This is a genomic window from Janthinobacterium sp. SUN137, assembly GCF_030587265.1.
Lineage (GTDB): Bacteria > Pseudomonadota > Gammaproteobacteria > Burkholderiales > Burkholderiaceae_D > Janthinobacterium > Janthinobacterium kumbetense.
In genome coordinates this window covers 747648-764264 of the sequence record NZ_JAPWHZ010000002.1, presented here as the reverse complement: position 1 = coordinate 764264, position 16617 = coordinate 747648, and the positions used below count along the sequence as shown (strand labels likewise).

The following is a 16617-nucleotide window of genomic DNA, read 5'->3' as shown; positions in this document are numbered from 1 at the left end:
GCATGCCCAGCGCTGGCCCGAACCTTGCGTAATTATTGAGACGCGCCATGTCGCCAATCCACCACGGAGTTCCTCCCATGCCAGCACGCCAGCTTGTCCTGAATGTCTTTTTACAACGCCACGGCCACCATCCCGCCGCCTGGCGCCATCCATCGGCCAGCGCCAGCGGACGGCCCGACCTGGCCTGGTGGCTAAATGCCGCCAGGCTGGCCGAAGCGGCCAAGTTCGACAGTTTTTTTATCGCCGACTTCATCGGCCGCGCCGGCGACGTCACGCCGGACACGGGCCGCGCCGCCATCGGCCTGCCCTTCGAGCCATTTACCCTGCTGTCAGCCATTGCCGCCGTCACCCGCCATATCGGCTTGATCGCGACCGTCAACACCAATTACGAGCATCCGTACCACGTGGCGCGCAAATTCAGTTCGCTCGACCACCTGAGCGGCGGGCGCGCGGGCTGGAACATCGTCTCCTCGTTTGGCGAACACACGGCGCGCAATTTCGGCATCGATGCACCGCGCAGCCACGCCGAGCGCTATGCGCGCGCCGATGAATTCGTGTCCCTGTCCAAGATGCTGTGGGATAGCTGGGATGACGATGCCTTCGACCGGCCCGACCGCGCCAGCGGCCAGTTCTACCAGCCGGCAGCGGGCCATGCGCTCGATTTCCAGGGCCGGTACTTTGCCTCGCAAGGCTTGCTGGACTTGCCCCGCCCCGTGCAGGGCCACCCGGTGCTGGTCCAGGCGGGCAATTCCGAGACGGGCCGCGAATTTGCCGCGCGCCTTAGCGAGATGGTGTACTGCTCTGCCACCTCGCTGCCCGTGGCGCAGGCGTACTACGCGGACGTGAAGGGCCGCATGGCCAAGTATGGCCGCGCCGAGGATCAATTGAAAGTGACGCCGGGGCTGTCGGTGGTTGTGGCCGAATCGGACCAGCAGGCGCAGGACCAGTTCGGCGAGCTGCAGGCACTGGTCGACTTCAGCCACCTGGAATTTGGCGGTTTTGATTTATCCGGCTATCCGCTCGACGGCCCCCTGCCCGAGCTGCCCTACCAGGCGCCAGAAAACGGCAAGGGGCGCTTCCTGCAGCAGCTGGAGCTGGCCCGCCGCGAGCACCTGACCTTGCGCCAGCTGGTGCTGCGCTTCAGGGTCGCACGCGGCCACCTGCAAGCCATCGGCTCCGTCAAGACGGTGGCGAACCTGATGGAACAGTGGTTCGTGGAACGGGGCGCGGATGGCTTCAATGTCGTGCCGCCCCTGCTGCCGCAAGGCTTCGAGGATTTCACCCGGCTGGTGGTGCCGGAACTGCAGCGGCGCGGCCTGTTCCGCACCGACTATGCGGCCAGCACCCTGCGCGGACATTTGGGACTGGCGCGGCCCGCCAACCCGCAGACGGAAGCGCGGGCGCAGGCCGCCTGAGCAGCGCGAGACTACGCCTGCTCCGGATCGAAATGCTTGCGCAAGCCTTGCCAGCACACGAAATAGTCGTTTTGCAGCAGGCCGCCGTCCAGCGCGAATGGCGTGGGCTTGAGGATGGTGCGCGTCTCGAACATGAAGGCCATGGTGTCGCCCACCTTCACGGGCGCGGACGTGTCGCTGTGCGACGCCTTGTCGAAGGTCTGCGCATCGGGGCCGTGGCCGGACATGCAGTTGTGCAGGCTGGCGCCGCCCGGCACGAAACCGGCCGCCTTGGCGTCGTACACGCCGTGGATCAGTCCCATGAATTCGCTGGCCACGTTGCGGTGGAACCACGGCGGGCGGAAGGTATGCTCGGCGGCCAGCCAGCGGGGCGGGAAGATGGCGAAGTCGATGGCGCCGAACAGGGGATTTTCGCTGGGCGCCTGCAGCACGAGGAAGATCGACGGGTCCGGGTGGTCGTAGCTGATCGAGCCGATGGTGTTGAAGCGGCGCAGGTCATATTTGTACGGCGCGTAATTGCCATGCCAGGCCACCACGTCCAGCGGCGAATGGTCCAGGGTCGTGCGCCACAAATGGCCGCCGAACTTGGCCAGCAGTTCGCATGCGCCGTCGATGTCTTCATACGCCGCGTGCGGCGTGAGGAAGTCGCGGCTGTTGGCCAGGCCGTTCGAGCCGATGGGGCCCATGTCCGGCAGGCGGAAGGCCGTGCCGAAGTTTTCGCACACATAACCGCGCGCCGCGCCATCGGGCAGGGTCACGCGGAAGCGCACGCCGCGGGGGATGACGGCGATTTCCTGCGGTTCCAGCTCGATCAAGCCCAGTTCCGTGGCAATGGCCAGCCGGCCTTCCTGCGGCACGACCAGCAATTCGCCATCGGCCGAGTAAAAGAAGCGCTGCATGGAGCGGTTGGCCGAATACACGTGGATGGCGCAACCGCTCATCGTTTCGGCGCTGCCGTTGCCGGCCATGGTCTGCCAGCCGTCGATGAAATCCACCGCCGTGGCGCTGTCGGGCAGCGGCAACGGGTCCCAGCGCAACTGGTTCGGCGGCGTCGGCGGCATGGCGTGGAAGTCGCTGACGATGCGGGTGTTTTCCAGCAAGGTAAACGGTGGATGCTGGCTGGCTGGGCGGATGCGGTACAGCCACGAGCGCCGGTTCTGCGCGCGCGGCGCCGTGAAGGCCGTGCCCGACAATTGTTCCGCGTACAGGCCCAACGGCGCCTGCTGCGGCGAATTCTGCCCTTGCGGCAAGGCGCCGGGCACGGCTTCCGTGGCAAACTCGTTGCCAAAGCCGCTTTGGTAGCCGGCGCCTATCATGCCGGCTCTGCCAGGCCGTCGGCCGCGTCGCGCAGCAAGCCCTGCACCACGTCGGCCTTGCCGATGGCGCCCATCGCCAGCAAGGCGAAACGGGCGAGGAACAGGGGCGAACGCTGTTCGCCCAGGCCGCCCATGGTGTGGCACAGCTCCGTGTAAAGATTATCCAGTTCGATATCGGTCATGTTGTCTCCTTGTTACTTCGATTGGGCGATGCCGGCCGCCGCCAGCGCTGCCGCCACCTGCCCCGCCTGCACTTGCCGCCAGCGTCCCAGCACGTGGCCGTCCGGGCGCACGAGGTAAAACGTGCCAGGCTGCGCGTCGAACAGCGAGAATACCTGCGCCGTGTGGTCCCAGGCGCACTCCTGCGCCCCGCTACGGGAAATCGCCACGCTCGTCAGCGGGAAGGTGTCGCCCAGCGCCTGCAATTCAGCGGGAATGCCCCCATCCTCGCTGAAGTACAGCCCCGTGAAATGGCCATCGGCGCGCTTGAGCAAATCGGTAATATACCCCGCTTTTTGCCCGCCGTCGTACGGCAGCGCCAGCGGGCATTCCGGCAAGACCGTGCCCGGCGCGGGGCCGGCGGCAAACGTGTCGGGGTCCGGCGCATTCAGGGCCGACTGCGCATACGCGATGGCGCTCGTCTGGCGCGGGTTGATCAGCGAGCGCACGTGCGCGTGCCTGCCCGCCAGGCCCAGCACGGCCGTGCGCATCAGCTCGAAGGCAAAGGTGGGCGGCGCCATGAATTCCGTGCTTTTGGTGCCGTGGCGCAAGTTTTCATGGGCGGCGAACACGCGCTCGTCCGAATAGCTGTCCAGCAAGGCATGCGACGCCTGGCCCTTGACCACGTAGGCCAGCTTCCAGGCCAGGTTGTCCGCATCGTCGATGCCGGAATTGGCCCCCCGCACGCCGAAGATGGGCACGAGGTGGGCCGCATCGCCCGCGAACAGCACGGGGCCATGCCGGTATTTTTCCAGGGTCAGCGCATTGGCCTTGTAGATGGTGATCCACACGGGATGCCACGGCGCCGTTTCGCCCATCATGGCCAGCAGGCTGTCAACGCGGGGCGCCACGTTTTCCAGCAGCACGGCCGCCTGCGCATCCTCGTCGTCGCGCAACTGGTAGTCGATGCGCCAGATATCGTCGGGCTGCTTGTGCACCAGCACGGTCGAACCGGGATTCGACGGCGGGTCGAAATACGCGAGGCGCTCCGTCGGGCGCTCGCTCTTCAGGTGGATATCGACGATCACATAGCGCCCTTCATAGCTGGTGCCCTGCAATTTGAGCCCCAGCGCCTCGCGCACCACGCTGCGCCCGCCGTCGGCCGCCACCAGCCAGTCCGCCTCGATTTTATAGGTTTCATCGGGCGTGGCCACGGTGACGGTGACGCCGTCGGCGCGCTTGTCCACGCCAGTCACCCGCGTTTGCCAGCGGATATCGATCAATTCCGGCTGGCGCTCGGCCGCATCGAGCAGGAATTGCTCGATATGGTATTGCGCCAGGTTGACCATCGGCGGCAACTTCTGGTTCGCGTCTTGCGGCATCGTGAAGTGCAGCACCTCTTCCTCGCGGTAAAAGCTGCGTCCGCCCGCCCACGGCAAGCCCTTGCTGATAAAACCGTCGAGCGCGCCCAGGCGTTCGATGATTTCCAGGCTGCGCCGCGAGATGCAGATGGCGCGGCTGCCCGTGCATACGCCGTCGTCCGCCTCGATCAGCACCGAGCGCACGCCGTGGCGGGCCAGGCCCAGGGCCGTGGCCAGGCCCACGGGGCCGCCGCCGACGATCAGGACCGGGACATGCTGCGTGGCGGCACCGGCCGGTTTACCGGGCGGATACACCTTCGGCACATGGGGGTAAGGGTGAAACGTGTCGCTCATGATGGGTCCTCTTCGATCAAGTATGGTCTTTGCCGCCGCGCGCGATGGGCAGGGTCAGCACGATGGCCGCGCCCGCCAACAGCAGGACGCTGGCGTACAGCAAGCCGGTGGCAAAGCTGTGCGTGATATCCTTCAGCCAGCCCACGACGACGGGATTCAGGGCCGAGCCGATATTGCCCGTGGCATTGATGACGGCGATGCCGATGGCGCGCGCGCCCAGGCTCAGGGCCCGGTCCGGCGTCGTCCAGAAGACGGACATGGCCGTATAAGCGCCCGTTGACGCCATGCACACGCCCAGCAGTTGCAGCACGGGGTTGGCCGAGTACGCCGTGCACAGCCAGCCGGCGGCCGACAGCAGCATGGGCCAGACGATGTGCCAGCGGCGTTCCTGCAGGCGGTCCGAGCGGCGGCCCCAGGCGATCATGCCGATCACGGTGCACACTTGCGGGATAGCCGCCAGCAAGCCGATCTGCGTGTTGCTGGCATTGCTATTGAAACTTTTCACGATCAATGGCGTCCACACGGCCACCATCGCCAGGGTATTGACCAGGCAGAAATAGGCGATGCCGAATTTCAGCACGGTGGGCGACAGCATTTCTGCCAGCACCGAGGTTTTTTGCTGCGGCGCAACAGGTTTCTGCTCGGCCGCCAGCATGCGCGCCAGCACTTGCCGCTCCAGCTTGCCCAGCCAGTTCGCCTTGGCGGGCGAGTCGTCCAGGTAGCCGTACACGGCCAGGCCCAGCAGCACGGACGGCATGCCTTCGAGCAAGAACAGCCATTGCCAGCCCTTCAAGCCCCAGTGACCATCGAGCCCCAGGATCAGGCCCGACAGGGCAGAGCCGATGGCGGCCGTGACGGGCATGGCGATCATGAACAGGGCGTTCGCCCGCGCCCGATAGGCGCTGGGAAACCAGTAGGTCAGATACAGCAGCATGCCGGGCAGGAAGCCCGCCTCCGTCACGCCAACGAGGAAGCGCAGCGCATACAGGCTGGCCGGGCCGCTGGCGAACAGGGTCGCCGTCGAGGCCAGGCCCCAGGCGATCATCATGGAGCCTATCCATTGACGGGCGCCGATGCGGGCCAGCACGATGTTGCTGGGAATGCTGCAAGCGATGTAGGCGATGTAGAACAGGGTGGTGGCAAAACCGAACTGGGTGCCGGACAGGCCCAGGTCTTGCATCATGGTCAGGCCGGCGAAGCCGATGTTGATACGGTCCAGAAAGGAAAACACGAACAGCAGGAACAGAAAGCCCAGCAGATGGCGCGACACCTTGCGCATCACTTGCTGTTCCAGTTGATTGGTGGCCGCGTCGAGGACGGGCACGGGGGTGGCGGGGGTGGCCGCGGGGGCGATGGTCATGCTGGTCTCCATAAGGTGTCGCTCTCCCCTTGCTATTGTTATTGGGTGAGAGCGGCCGGGTGATCCCGGCTTGCAACACAGTATGCAGACGCGCGCCGCAAACCTTGTCCCCATTTGGGGGACGTTTCGCGGCTAAAACAGTCAGAAAGGCGAAGCCATCCCTACGCCAAAAGGACTAAGGGGCTGGCGCCATGCACAGCGCAAACAGTTGCCGCTGGCTGGAAATGCCCAGGCGTTTATAGGCGCGCTTCTGGTAGGTGATGACGCTCGATGGCTGCACACCCATGGTTTCGGCGATTTCCACGGCCGTGAGACCTTCGAGCACGCAGCGCAGCACGTCCAGTTCGCGCTTGCTCAAGGCGGGGCAATGCTGGCGCAGCCTTGCCAGCATCAGCGGCGCGACGCCTTGCGTGGCCTGCCCCTTCAAGCTGTAGTGATGCTTAACGGCATGGGCAAACAGCGGTGACAGGGTTTCGATGCCCGCCACTTCGCCGGGCTGGAACTGGCCCTGGCTGCTGTCGCGGTAGAAATTGACGGACAACCAGATATCGCCGGCCGGCTGCACCAGCAGGGACAGGCGGTCCGACACGTTCGGTTTCTGGTAGCAGACAGCGCGGTAGCCGGGATGGTCGATCTCGTCACTGGCCTGCTGGTGCAGCACGATGGCGGGATCGATCTTCCGCCCCGGCGCCGGGGCGATCACGCGCTGGTTGCCATCGAGCGCATAGTAATGGCGGGCGTAGCTGTCGGCGATATCCTGCAAAAAGCGCCCGCCGCGCCGGTCGGCCACGGCAACGGTGCGGGGGCGGTTGCCGAATTCATAGGCAAAGATCGTGCACTGGGCAATGGGCGCGACCGTGCTGACCGTCTTCAGGATCGCCCCGGCGACGGCGTTCACGTCGGCATGGCCGATGGCCGCCATCAGCTCCAAGGTACGCCCGAAGTCCAGCTGCCCTTCCGCCGGCGGCCGCTCGACGCGCCAGTAACGCATGCCCGGCTCCTTACTGCCTGCGTTGCGGCAAGACCCAGTCCGGCCGGATGTAATGGCAAGTGTAGCCGTGCGGCAAGCGCTGCAGATAATCCTGGTGTTCCGGTTCCGCTTCCCAGAACGGGCCGGCCGGCGCCACTTCCGTCACCACCTTGCCGGGCCACAGGCCGGAAGCATCGACGTCGCGGATCGTGTCCTCGGCCACCCGTTTTTGCTCATCACTGGTATAAAAGATGGCCGAGCGGTAGCTGGTGCCGCGGTCGTTGCCCTGGCGGTTTTCCGTGCTGGGGTCGTGGATCTGGAAGAAAAATTCCAGGATCTTGCGGTAGCTGATGGTGTTCGGGTCGAAGATGATCTCGATCGCTTCCGCATGCGTGCCATGGTTGCGGTAGGTGGCGTTGGTCACGTCGCCGCCGCTGTAGCCCACGCGCGTGGCGATCACGCCCGGATAGCGGCGCAGCAAGTCTTGCACGCCCCAGAAGCAGCCGCCGGCCAGGATCGCGGTTTCCTTGTTTTGTGTCATGTTGATCATTCCTTGCTCTGAGATACTGGGATTAATCGTTTATCTTACCCTGTCGCGCGATTTTCTTCAGCGGGCCAGCAAGCGCTTGAGCTGCGCCGCCTGATAGGCGCCGATGGCGTCGTTGAACAGGCAACGGATCAAGGGATCGTCGACGGTGTCCGCTTCCACCAGTTCGGCGCGCGTAGCTTCGTCGAAAGGACCATCGTTGATGCGCATGTACATCGACGTCAGCGATTCACCGAGCACCAGCGCCGCGTGGCATTTCACCAGCGGCACTTGCGTCGTCCAGCCCGGCGCCTCGCCCGTGTCCGGCACGAGGTCGATCAAGTCGCCATGCGTGCGGTAATGCAGGATGGTGGCCGCGCCGTCATGGCCGTACAGCGCCAGGCGCCACACGCGCGGGGCCCGGAAATAACTGTCCTCGGGCAGCTCCATGTCGCGGTAGCGTTCGAGCAAGCCGCGATGGCAGAAGTCCAGCACCAGCGCCGTGTCGGCATCGTTCAAGGGCGCGAAACGGCGGGCGATGTCCGCCGTGGCGGGCGCAAGCGCCTCCGGGCGGTAGTCGAAATCCACGTCCTGCGGCCCCACGGGAATGACCCAGGGCAGCGGCGCGGCCGGCGCCATGCCGTGCGCATCGAGCAGCACGGCCGTCGATGGATCGAGGCGGAAGATGTGCGTCTCGGGCAGCGCGGCGCCCATTTCATCGGCAAAGCGGCGGTAGGTAATCGGGAACATCGCATGGTTGTACCAGGACCAGTCTTCCTGCACGAATTGGCAGGAGCTGGGCACGAGGTAACGGGGCGCCAGCGCGCGCAGCTGCGGCACCCAGTCATCCGGGAGTTCGACCGGCCCCCGCGCCGCCTGCGACGGCGCGATGACGGCGATCTCGCGCATGGTCTGGAATGGCCACAGCACCATGTCCCAGGGCGCAAAGGCGGCCAGCTGCGCCAGTGTCTCGGGGCCGATCCAGGAATCGACGACGTTAAGCACATTCAAACCCGCTGCGCGCACCTGGAACAGCGAGTCGACGTCGTCGTCCAGCGCGCGGCGCGGAATCACCTCGATGCTGCCCACCTGCACAGGCACGTCCACGTGCAGCTTCTCCACCTGCGTAAAACCGAGCGCGCGCAGCATCGCGAACAGTTCGTCGAAGACGCAGTACAGGTAGATGGGCGTGGCGCGGTCGAGCGCATCAAGGCTGTCGAGCGAGCAGTGGTCGTCGTGGAAGTGCGAGATGAAGACGGCATCCCAGCGCAGCCGGCGCACGGCGTCCAGGTCGAAGCGCACGGGCGGAAACGCGTGGCAGTTGCGGCTGAACGGGTTTTCGACGATGGGGTCGAAGGCGATGGCCGTGCCTTCGCATTCGAGGACATAGCCGGCGTGCAGGATGCGGGAGATTTTCAGGGGCATAAGCAAATTCAGGTTGGGCAGCGCGCCATGATAGCTGAAAAGGCGGCCGCCCTGCCCCGTGTTTACTTAGTACGGATTATTCAGCACATCCATCGCGAAATACGTAAAGATCATGTCCGCGCCCGCGCGCTTGATGGCGCCCAGGGTTTCCTGCACCACGCGGCGCTCGTCGATGGCGCCCGCCTGCGCGGCGAACTTGATCATCGCATACTCGCCGCTGACCTGGTAGGCGCCGATCGGCAAACGCGTCGCTTCGCGCAGGTCGCGGATGATGTCCAGGTAGGCGCCGGCCGGTTTGACCATCAGCGCGTCGGCGCCTTCGGCTTCGTCGATCAGCGATTCGCGCACCGCTTCGCGGCGGTTCATCGGGTCCATCTGGTAGGTCTTGCGGTCGCCCTTCAGGGTGCTGCCGGCCGCGTCGCGGAACGGGCCATACAGGCCGGAGGCGAACTTGGTGGAATACGCCATCACGGGCGTGTCGTGGAAACCGGCCGCATCTAACGCGCTGCGGATGGCCGCCACCTGGCCATCCATGGCCGCCGACGGGGCGATGATGTCGGCGCCCGCCTGGGCGGCGATGACGGCCTGCTTGCCCAGGTTGAGCACCGTGCTGTCATTGTCGACCGTGTCGCCATGCAGGATGCCGCAATGGCCGTGGTCCGTGTATTCGCAGAAGCAGGTGTCGGACATGACCACCATTTCCGGCACGGCGTCCTTGATGATGCGCGACATGCGCGCCACCAAGCCGTCCGGGTTCAGGGTGTCCGTGCCGTGGCTGTCCTTGTGGTGCGAAATGCCGAAGGTCATGACGGAGCGCAGGCCGGCGCGCGCATAGCGCTCGACTTCCTGCGCCAGCTTCGCTTCGGGAATGCGGCGCACGCCGGGCATGGACTTGATGTCGATGAATTCGCTGCTGCCTTCGTCGACGAAGATCGGCAGGACCAGGTCGCGCGGATTGATCTCGGTTTCGCGGAACAGCTCGCGCAGTTGCGGGGTCGCGCGCAGGCGGCGCATGCGCGAAGTGGGAAATTGTGCTGGCATGGGATGACTGGCTTCAGGTTAACAACGCCAGCAAGTATACGCCGATCGCGCCGATTGCGCCGGGCTGCCCGGCAAAAAAGCCGCGCAGGTCAAGAAACCCCGCCCTGCGCCGTCATTGCGCGTGCAGCAGGGCCGCCAATTGCCAGCGCATGTCGGCCGCCAGCTGCACCAGCATGGCGCCGCGGCGGCGCGCATCGGCGCGCTTTTTCGACGGCACCAGCTCCAGCTCCGGCATCCGGCAAGGGCCGCAAGGCAGGCGGTAATTGCCGTCGCTGGTGGGCAGCGCATGCAGTTCCCGCCACGCCAGGTCGTAATCGCAGGAGATATGGCGGCGCCGGCGCCAGTTCAGCGCGATGCGGTTGGCGTTGCTGACCAGGTCCAGGTGGCCGCAGCCGAAAAAGTCGCCCAGGTCGCGCAAGGCGGCCACCATCAGGTTTTTCGGCCGGCAGCCGTGCAGCGCCCGCGTGGTCTCCTTCACCGCCTGCGCGCCGGCGGGCGAGCGCAAGCCCTGCAAGGCGCCCAGCTGGATGACGGCGCCGCCAGGCTGGGGCCGGAACAGGAAACTGGCCAGGTACAGCGGCACGCCGTCGCGCGTCAGGCGCAGGCACAGCTCCCCTTCGCGGTGGCTGTCGTGGATGGCCGTCAGCTGCAAGCGGTAGCTGGCGCCGTCCTTGCCTTCGATGGTGGCCAGCACCAGCGCGCGCCGCGCCGCGTATTCCACCAGCGGCCGCGCGCCCGCCTGCCACAGGAAACGGTAATGCCCGCACAGCAGATCCACCCTCGCCGCGCAGCCCAGCTGGCGGCTGGCGTAGGGACGATAGATCTTGTAGCGCAGGCTGGGATGGACTTGCGCCAGCGCCGCCAGGCCCGGCGTCGCGGCGATGACCGCTTGCCAGCGCGCGCGCTGCAGGGGAAACACGAGCGCGCCCAGCGCCGCCTTGATCCGGTGGCCATGCTGGCGCAGTGGCGCCGGTTGCAGCGCGGCGTTGTCGCCGGTGGCGGTAAATGTATGCATGAAACGGCTCTACTGAACGGGACGCGGCGACGGCCGCAGGCAGCCCGGCGCGGGCCGCTGCGCGCACGCAGCCGCTCTACGCGGGGTAGAGCGGATGATAGGGGGAGGTGAAAATGAAGGGGGTTACAAGTTGGTAATGTGCGGATATGCCACGGGCACTGGCAAGCTAGCGCAGCAGCCGCAAGCGCAGGCGCAGGCCCGGCGCCGCATCCTCGATATCCAGGCTGCCGCCATGCAGGGCCGCGATGGCCGCCACGATGGACAGGCCCAGGCCATTGCCGGGCAAGTGGCGGCTCTTGTCGAGCCGGTAGAAGCGCTGCGTCAGCTTCGGCAATTCTTCCGTCGGCACGCCGGGGCCGTTGTCGCGCACGGCCAGCCAGCAGCCCCGTTCATCGCTGCCGGCCGACACTTCCACCGTGGCGCCCGGACCCGCGTACTTGATGGCGTTGTCGACCAGGCTGGCCAGGGCGCTGCCCAGCAGGTTGCGGTCGCCGCGCGCCGGCACGCCCTCGCCATACATCTGCACCAGCAACACGCCCTGCTCGTCGGCCGTGGCTTCGTACATTTCCACGATATCGGCGCCGATCTGCTGCAAGTCGATGTCGTCGAAATTCTCCGGGCGCATGCCCGATTCGGCCGCCGCGATCTGCAGCAGCTTGTCGAACACGCGCGTCAGGTCGTCGATGTCGTCGATGGCCGCCTGCGCCGCACTCTCGTGGCCGGCCACGTCCTGATGCTGGCGCAAGGCGCCATCGAGCTTGTTGCGGATGCGCGCCAGCGGCGTGCGCAAGTCGTGCGCGATGGCGTTCGACACGTGGCGCACGCCTTCCATCAAATGTTCGATGCGGTCGAGCATGCGGTTGATGTCGCGGCTCAGCAAGCCGAATTCATCCTCGCTGGAGACGGGAATGCGCCGGCTCAGGTCGCCCGCCTCGATTTCCCCCGCCGTGCGGCGGATCTGGCCGATGCGCGCCTCGAGCTGGCGGCGGAACAGCCACGCGCCCGCCACCACCAGCAGGATGGCCACCCCGCCGCCATAGGCCAACGAGCGCAGCACCAGGGTGCGGATCGACTTGCCCTCTTCCATGTCGCGCCCGACGAACAGGCGCGCGCCGCCCTCCAGGTCGCGGATCAACATGCGCGCGGGCACTCGGCGCCCTTCCCGCGTGACGTCGCGGTGCAGCAAGCGGCCCACGGGGCTGCCGACGTCGGGCCAGGACGACAGATTGCCCGCCACGCGGCGGCCGTCGGCGCCCACCAGCAGGAAGATTTCCGTATCGCTGTCGGTGCGGTCGGTCAGCAAATGGGCGATTTCCGCCGTCGTGCGGCTGGCGTCGTCCTGCTGGTACAGGGCGGCGAGGCGCTCCGAGAGCAGGGTCAGCTTGCGGTCCACGCTGCGATCGAGCACGCCGATGGTGCCGAAATAGAAGACGGCGCAGACGATGCTGATCGAGACGACCACCAGCACGCCATAGCCGAGCGCCAGGCGGGCCGCGATCGAGCGGTGCCAGTTACGCACTGTCGATCACGCCCAGGGTGTAGCCGACGCCGCGCACCGTGTGGATCAGCGGCGGCGAAAATTCCTTGTCCACCTTGGTGCGCAAGCGGCTCACCTGCACGTCGATGACGTTGGTCTGCGGGTCGAAATGGTAGTCCCACACGGCTTCGAGCAGCATGGCGCGCGTGACGGACTGGCCCTGGTGGCGCATCAGGTATTCGAGCAAACGGAATTCGCGCGGCTGCAGGGCGATTTGCCGGTTGGCGCGCGTCACGCGCATGGTGCGCATGTCGAGCACCAGGTCGGCCACCTGCAGCTGCGTCGATTCGGGCACGGGCGCGGCGCGCCGCAGCAGCGCCTCGATGCGCGCCAGCAGTTCGGCGATGGCGAACGGTTTCGACAGGTAATCGTCGCCGCCGCTGCGCAAACCGCGCACGCGCTCGTCGACGCTGGACAGGGCCGACAGCACCAGCACGGGCGTGTTGCGGCCCATGCCGCGCAGGCGCGCGACGATGGCCAGGCCGTCGATCTCGCCGGGCAGCAGGCGGTCGAGCACCAGCGCATCCCAGTCTTCGCCGCAGGCCAGACGCATGCCGTCGATGCCATTGTCGCAGGCGGTGACGTCGTGGCCAGCCTCGCGCAGGCCGGCACAGATATAGCGGGAAGTTTCAGCTTCGTCTTCGATGACCAGGCAGCGCACGGGAATTCCTTGTAAAGAGCGGGACAGCAAACATGCGCAGCATACGCCAGGCGCGCGCCACTTGCCAGCCCCGTCGCGCGGCGTTCCCGGCTAGTTACATTTTCCGCGCAGCTTGGCGATCGCCACGAAGGGCAAGGCATACACGCCGCCGATGGCGAGCGGGCCGATGCCGGTGGGCTGGCGCTTCAAGCCATCGGCGTGCAGGCAGTCGGGTACCTTCGCTTCGGCAAAGGCGGCGGCAAACTGCTCATATTTTCGGTCGGCGCGTATCGTCACCTGCTGCATGGCCGGCTGCGGCAGAGAGTCGCGCACCTGCGCCTCTTCCTCCAGCACGGCGCGCACGGCATCGCGTATCATCGTTTGCGTCAGTTGCGGTGCCGGCCCAGGACCCTGTACCGGCGCCGCTTCGGGCGCCTGCGCGCCCGCTGGCGCCGCACCGCACAGCCATATCAGAGTAACAAGCTTGCGTGCCATTTTCATCGTCATCATCCATGCATGCCAGGTTTGCAATATTTCTCATAATATAGCAGCATTCATGCGCGCCGCCGCGTGCGGCGAACGATGGCAGGGTCGGGTACAATACAGCCTCGACAATTTTTGGCCGCGCCCGCGCGCGCATGTGCGCAGGTTTATCGGCGCCTCCCGGCTTGCCGCGGCCTGCATAGCCACCACTGCCATTAACGAACAGCAGGCACGCCCGGCGCGCGCCACAGACAAATACAGCCATGAAACCCACCCACTCTCTCGCACTGGCGCTGGCCATCACCTGCGGCAGCGCCGCCGCCGCCGACACCAAGCAAAGCATGCTGTTCGATGAAATCCCCATCGGCAGCTGGAGCACTTCCGCCGAACTGGGCGCCATCACCACCTCGGGCAACACGGTCGGCACCTCCGTCACGGGCAAGATCGACGCGCGCCAGGAACTCGATGACTGGAGCAACCAGTACATCTTCAGCGGCTACTTCAAGGAAGACGAGACGACGAACGACGACGGCGAGAAAGTGCGCGAACGCTCGGCGGAGCGCTTTTCCGCCTCCGCCAAGGCGGCCTACAAGCTGATGGCCGACCATGAAAAACTGTTCGTGCTGGCCTCGCACGTGAACGACAAGTTCGGCGCCTACACCAAGTACTCGACCCTGGCCGTCGGTCATGGCTCGCGCTGGTACCAGTCGAGCGACAAAAGCGTCGACGTGGAAATCGGTCCTGGCTATTTCAGCGGCACCAACGACGCGGGCGAATCGGAACACGGTCTGACGGTGCGCGGCGCGGCCGCCATGAAGTGGAAGATCAGCCAGTCGGCCATGTTTACGCAAACGATCAGCGTGGAACGGGGCACCTCGAACACCCACTCGATCGCCGAGACGGCCCTCAGCACGAAAATCAACGGCACCATGCAGATGAAGGCCGCCTTCAGCGCCCGCAACGACACGCGCGTACCGGACGACAAGAAGAACACGGATACGCAGACGTCGCTGACCCTGGTCTACTCGTTCTAGGCGCGGACCGGCCATGCTGATGCGGCGTCTGCGCGTATGCGCCCTCCTGTGCGCCGCGGCGCTCCTGAGCGGCTGCGCCGCCGTCACCGTCAGCGCGATCTCGCCGGCCGACTACCTGCAGCAGCGGCGCGGCGACATCCTCACCACGGGGAAATTGAGCGCCGCGGCCAGCGAGGTGCTGCGCATCATCGGCAGCGACATCGCCGCCTGCGAAGCCAATACGGGCAGCTGCCGCGCCGACCTGGCCCGCTCCGAGCTGCTCAGCGACGAGCAGCGCCTGGCCACCCTGTCCGAATTGTGGCTGGAAAGCGCGCTGGCGGAAGAAAAACAGGGCGGCCACGCCAGCGCCGAACTGCTGGCCGCCTGGCTGGAATCGGCCCGCTATGCGTATGCCTACCTGTTCTACACGACGCGCACACCGGGCCAGCGCGCCTTCGAGGAACGCCAGACGCAGATCCGCGACTACTATAACTATGCCGTGCAAAAGGCCGTCGGCAACCTGTTCCGCCACCGCGGCGAATACCGTCCCGACGGCCATGTGATCCGCGTCGCCGGCTGGCAGATCGACAGCGAATTGTCGGCCCTGCGCCTGCCCGAGGACGGCACCCTGCCCGAAGAGCTGCTGCCGGCCACCTCGCTGTCGTTTTCCGGCCTGCGCAATGTGTACCGGCGCGACGGCTTCGGCGCCGACCTGGTGGCCGTCATGCCCAAGCCCCAGGCGTCGAAAGGCGACTATGTGCCCTACCAGGAAACCCGCTTCCCCGTCGTCACGGCGCTGATCCGCTTCGACGGCAACAGCCTGCAGGAAGTGCTGGCCACGCAGCAGCTGCTGGTGATGCTGGTCGACCCGACGCGCAGCGAATCGACGCGCATGGCGGGCCAGGAATTGCCCGTGGCCGCCAATTTCACGGCCGGCTATGGCTTGTGGCTGGCCCGTTCCGGCTTCGGCGTGCAGGCGCTGCGCACCCTGTTCGGCCGCGCCGACGGCATTTCGCGCCCGCAGGTGCACCTGATGCAGCCCTACGACCCGAACAAGCGCACCATCGTCATGCTGCACGGCCTGGCCAGCAGCCCGGAAGCGTGGATCAACGTGGCGAATGAACTGATGGGCGATGAACAGCTGCGCCGCCGCTACCAGATCTGGCAAGTGTACTACCCGAGCAATGCACCGCTGGCGGCCAACAACGCCGCCATCCGCCAGGCGCTTGCCGCCACCCTGGCGCAGTTCGACCCGGCTGGCAAGGCGGACGCCGCCAACGACATGGTCTTGATCGGCCACAGCATGGGCGGCGTGCTGGCGCGCCTGATGGTGTCCGATGCCAGCAACACCCTGCTCGACGCCATCACGGAAGAATACAATTTGAAGGGCAAGAAGGCGGAGAAGGTGCGCGCGGGCCTGGCGCCCTACCTGAATTTCACAGCCATGCCGCAAGTGAACCGCGCCATCTTCATCGCCGCGCCGCACCGCGGTACCTCGTTCGCCAACCACAAGGTGGCGCGCTGGATCGCCAACCTCGTCACCTTGCCGATCACCATGCTCGACCAGTTGTCGGACGCGGCCGGCAGCCTGGCGCAGCTCGATACAGGCAGCAGCGAACCGCTGCGCATCCCCAACAGCATCGATAACCTCAGCGACAAGGACCCGTTCGTGCGCCTGGTGGCCGACCTGCCCATCAGCCCGAAAGTGCGCTATTACTCCATCATGGGCAACGACACGCCGGACCTGCCGCTGGCCGAATCGAGCGACGGCGTGGTGCCCTACGCCAGCGCCCACCTCGACGGCGCGTTGTCCGAAAAAGTCATCCCGTCCTGGCACAGCGTACAGGAAAGCCCGCAGGCGATCCTGGAGATACGGCGGATTTTGCGGCTGCCGGACACCTTGCCATAAGGCATCGCAGGTCGGATGCGCGGAGCAGCACCCTGGGCAATCCCACCTACCCGCCCTGCCTGCCTCCAGCCATTGCTCATCAGCATCGCCACG

Annotated in this window: 15 protein-coding genes; 3 read left to right on the top strand and 12 right to left on the bottom strand. The window is 66.1% G+C overall.

Going from position 1 to position 16617, the window contains the following annotated elements:
* Window positions 1-77 precede the first annotated feature (77 nt).
* A complete protein-coding gene (locus tag O3298_RS11530) occupies window positions 78-1415 on the top strand; it encodes an LLM class flavin-dependent oxidoreductase (protein ID WP_289914564.1) in 1338 nt (445 codons plus the stop codon).
* A gap of 11 nt (window positions 1416-1426) precedes the next feature.
* Here the strand turns inward: O3298_RS11530 and hmgA are convergent, their stop codons facing one another.
* From hmgA to O3298_RS11470, 12 genes are all read right to left on the bottom strand, one after another.
* Window positions 1427-2731 (bottom strand): homogentisate 1,2-dioxygenase, encoded by a 1305-nt coding sequence (gene hmgA / locus O3298_RS11525; RefSeq protein ID WP_289914563.1) that lies wholly within the window; start codon window positions 2729-2731, stop codon window positions 1427-1429.
* Window positions 2728-2913 (bottom strand): DUF2783 domain-containing protein, encoded by a 186-nt coding sequence (locus O3298_RS11520; protein WP_092708909.1) that lies wholly within the window; start codon window positions 2911-2913, stop codon window positions 2728-2730. The genes hmgA and O3298_RS11520 overlap by 4 nt, the downstream gene beginning before the upstream one ends.
* A gap of 12 nt (window positions 2914-2925) precedes the next feature.
* Window positions 2926-4605: an FAD-dependent oxidoreductase gene (locus O3298_RS11515; protein ID WP_305059411.1), complete on the bottom strand. Its 1680-nt coding sequence runs from the start codon at window positions 4603-4605 to the stop codon at window positions 2926-2928.
* 16 nt (window positions 4606-4621) lie between these two features.
* Complete coding sequence (locus O3298_RS11510) at window positions 4622-5965, bottom strand: MFS transporter (RefSeq protein WP_305059410.1); 1344 nt, start codon at window positions 5963-5965, stop codon at window positions 4622-4624.
* Between the two features lie 175 nt (window positions 5966-6140).
* Window positions 6141-6956, bottom strand: coding sequence for a helix-turn-helix transcriptional regulator (locus O3298_RS11505; RefSeq protein WP_077405076.1), 816 nt, complete (start codon window positions 6954-6956; stop codon window positions 6141-6143).
* A gap of 10 nt (window positions 6957-6966) precedes the next feature.
* Window positions 6967-7476, bottom strand: a complete 510-nt coding sequence (gene msrA, locus O3298_RS11500) for a peptide-methionine (S)-S-oxide reductase MsrA (protein ID WP_305059409.1) — start codon at window positions 7474-7476, stop codon at window positions 6967-6969.
* A 66-nt stretch (window positions 7477-7542) separates the two neighbouring features.
* Entirely contained in the window at window positions 7543-8886 is a 1344-nt protein-coding gene (locus O3298_RS11495; protein ID WP_305059408.1) for an MBL fold metallo-hydrolase, read from the bottom strand.
* A gap of 66 nt (window positions 8887-8952) precedes the next feature.
* On the bottom strand, window positions 8953-9927 hold the full coding sequence (gene hemB, locus O3298_RS11490) for a porphobilinogen synthase (protein WP_305059407.1): 975 nt from the start codon (window positions 9925-9927) through the stop codon (window positions 8953-8955).
* Window positions 9928-10039: 112 nt separating this feature from the next.
* The gene (locus O3298_RS11485) at window positions 10040-10942 is read right to left on the bottom strand and encodes a DUF535 family protein (RefSeq protein WP_305059406.1); all 903 of its coding nucleotides are present in this window, start codon (window positions 10940-10942) and stop codon (window positions 10040-10042) included.
* Window positions 10943-11108: 166 nt separating this feature from the next.
* Window positions 11109-12461: a cell wall metabolism sensor histidine kinase WalK gene (locus O3298_RS11480; RefSeq protein WP_305059405.1), complete on the bottom strand. Its 1353-nt coding sequence runs from the start codon at window positions 12459-12461 to the stop codon at window positions 11109-11111.
* On the bottom strand, window positions 12454-13140 hold the full coding sequence (locus O3298_RS11475; protein ID WP_034785794.1) for a winged helix-turn-helix domain-containing protein: 687 nt from the start codon (window positions 13138-13140) through the stop codon (window positions 12454-12456). Before O3298_RS11475 ends, O3298_RS11480 begins: the two co-directional genes overlap by 8 nt.
* A gap of 90 nt (window positions 13141-13230) precedes the next feature.
* Window positions 13231-13620, bottom strand: a complete 390-nt coding sequence (locus O3298_RS11470; RefSeq protein WP_305059404.1) for a hypothetical protein — start codon at window positions 13618-13620, stop codon at window positions 13231-13233.
* A 245-nt stretch (window positions 13621-13865) separates the two neighbouring features.
* Between O3298_RS11470 and O3298_RS11465 the strand changes: the two genes are divergently transcribed.
* Complete coding sequence (locus O3298_RS11465) at window positions 13866-14636, top strand: YdiY family protein (protein ID WP_289897710.1); 771 nt, start codon at window positions 13866-13868, stop codon at window positions 14634-14636.
* Between the two features lie 13 nt (window positions 14637-14649).
* Window positions 14650-16524, top strand: a complete 1875-nt coding sequence (locus O3298_RS11460; RefSeq protein WP_305059403.1) for a triacylglycerol lipase — start codon at window positions 14650-14652, stop codon at window positions 16522-16524.
* Window positions 16525-16617: the final 93 nt, after the last annotated feature.

What these genes read in the sequence shown, in the direction of transcription:
- O3298_RS11530 (WP_289914564.1), top strand. Translation starts at nt 78, where the DNA reads ATGCCAGCACGCCAGCTTGTCCTGAATGTCTTTTTACAACGCCACGGC.
- hmgA (WP_289914563.1), bottom strand. Translation starts at nt 2,731, where the DNA reads ATGATAGGCGCCGGCTACCAAAGCGGCTTTGGCAACGAGTTTGCCACG.
- O3298_RS11520 (WP_092708909.1), bottom strand. Translation starts at nt 2,913, where the DNA reads ATGACCGATATCGAACTGGATAATCTTTACACGGAGCTGTGCCACACC.
- O3298_RS11515 (WP_305059411.1), bottom strand. Translation starts at nt 4,605, where the DNA reads ATGAGCGACACGTTTCACCCTTACCCCCATGTGCCGAAGGTGTATCCG.
- O3298_RS11510 (WP_305059410.1), bottom strand. Translation starts at nt 5,965, where the DNA reads ATGACCATCGCCCCCGCGGCCACCCCCGCCACCCCCGTGCCCGTCCTC.
- O3298_RS11505 (WP_077405076.1), bottom strand. Translation starts at nt 6,956, where the DNA reads ATGCGTTACTGGCGCGTCGAGCGGCCGCCGGCGGAAGGGCAGCTGGAC.
- msrA (WP_305059409.1), bottom strand. Translation starts at nt 7,476, where the DNA reads ATGACACAAAACAAGGAAACCGCGATCCTGGCCGGCGGCTGCTTCTGG.
- O3298_RS11495 (WP_305059408.1), bottom strand. Translation starts at nt 8,886, where the DNA reads ATGCCCCTGAAAATCTCCCGCATCCTGCACGCCGGCTATGTCCTCGAA.
- hemB (WP_305059407.1), bottom strand. Translation starts at nt 9,927, where the DNA reads ATGCCAGCACAATTTCCCACTTCGCGCATGCGCCGCCTGCGCGCGACC.
- O3298_RS11485 (WP_305059406.1), bottom strand. Translation starts at nt 10,942, where the DNA reads ATGCATACATTTACCGCCACCGGCGACAACGCCGCGCTGCAACCGGCG.
- O3298_RS11470 (WP_305059404.1), bottom strand. Translation starts at nt 13,620, where the DNA reads ATGAAAATGGCACGCAAGCTTGTTACTCTGATATGGCTGTGCGGTGCG.
- O3298_RS11465 (WP_289897710.1), top strand. Translation starts at nt 13,866, where the DNA reads ATGAAACCCACCCACTCTCTCGCACTGGCGCTGGCCATCACCTGCGGC.
- O3298_RS11460 (WP_305059403.1), top strand. Translation starts at nt 14,650, where the DNA reads ATGCTGATGCGGCGTCTGCGCGTATGCGCCCTCCTGTGCGCCGCGGCG.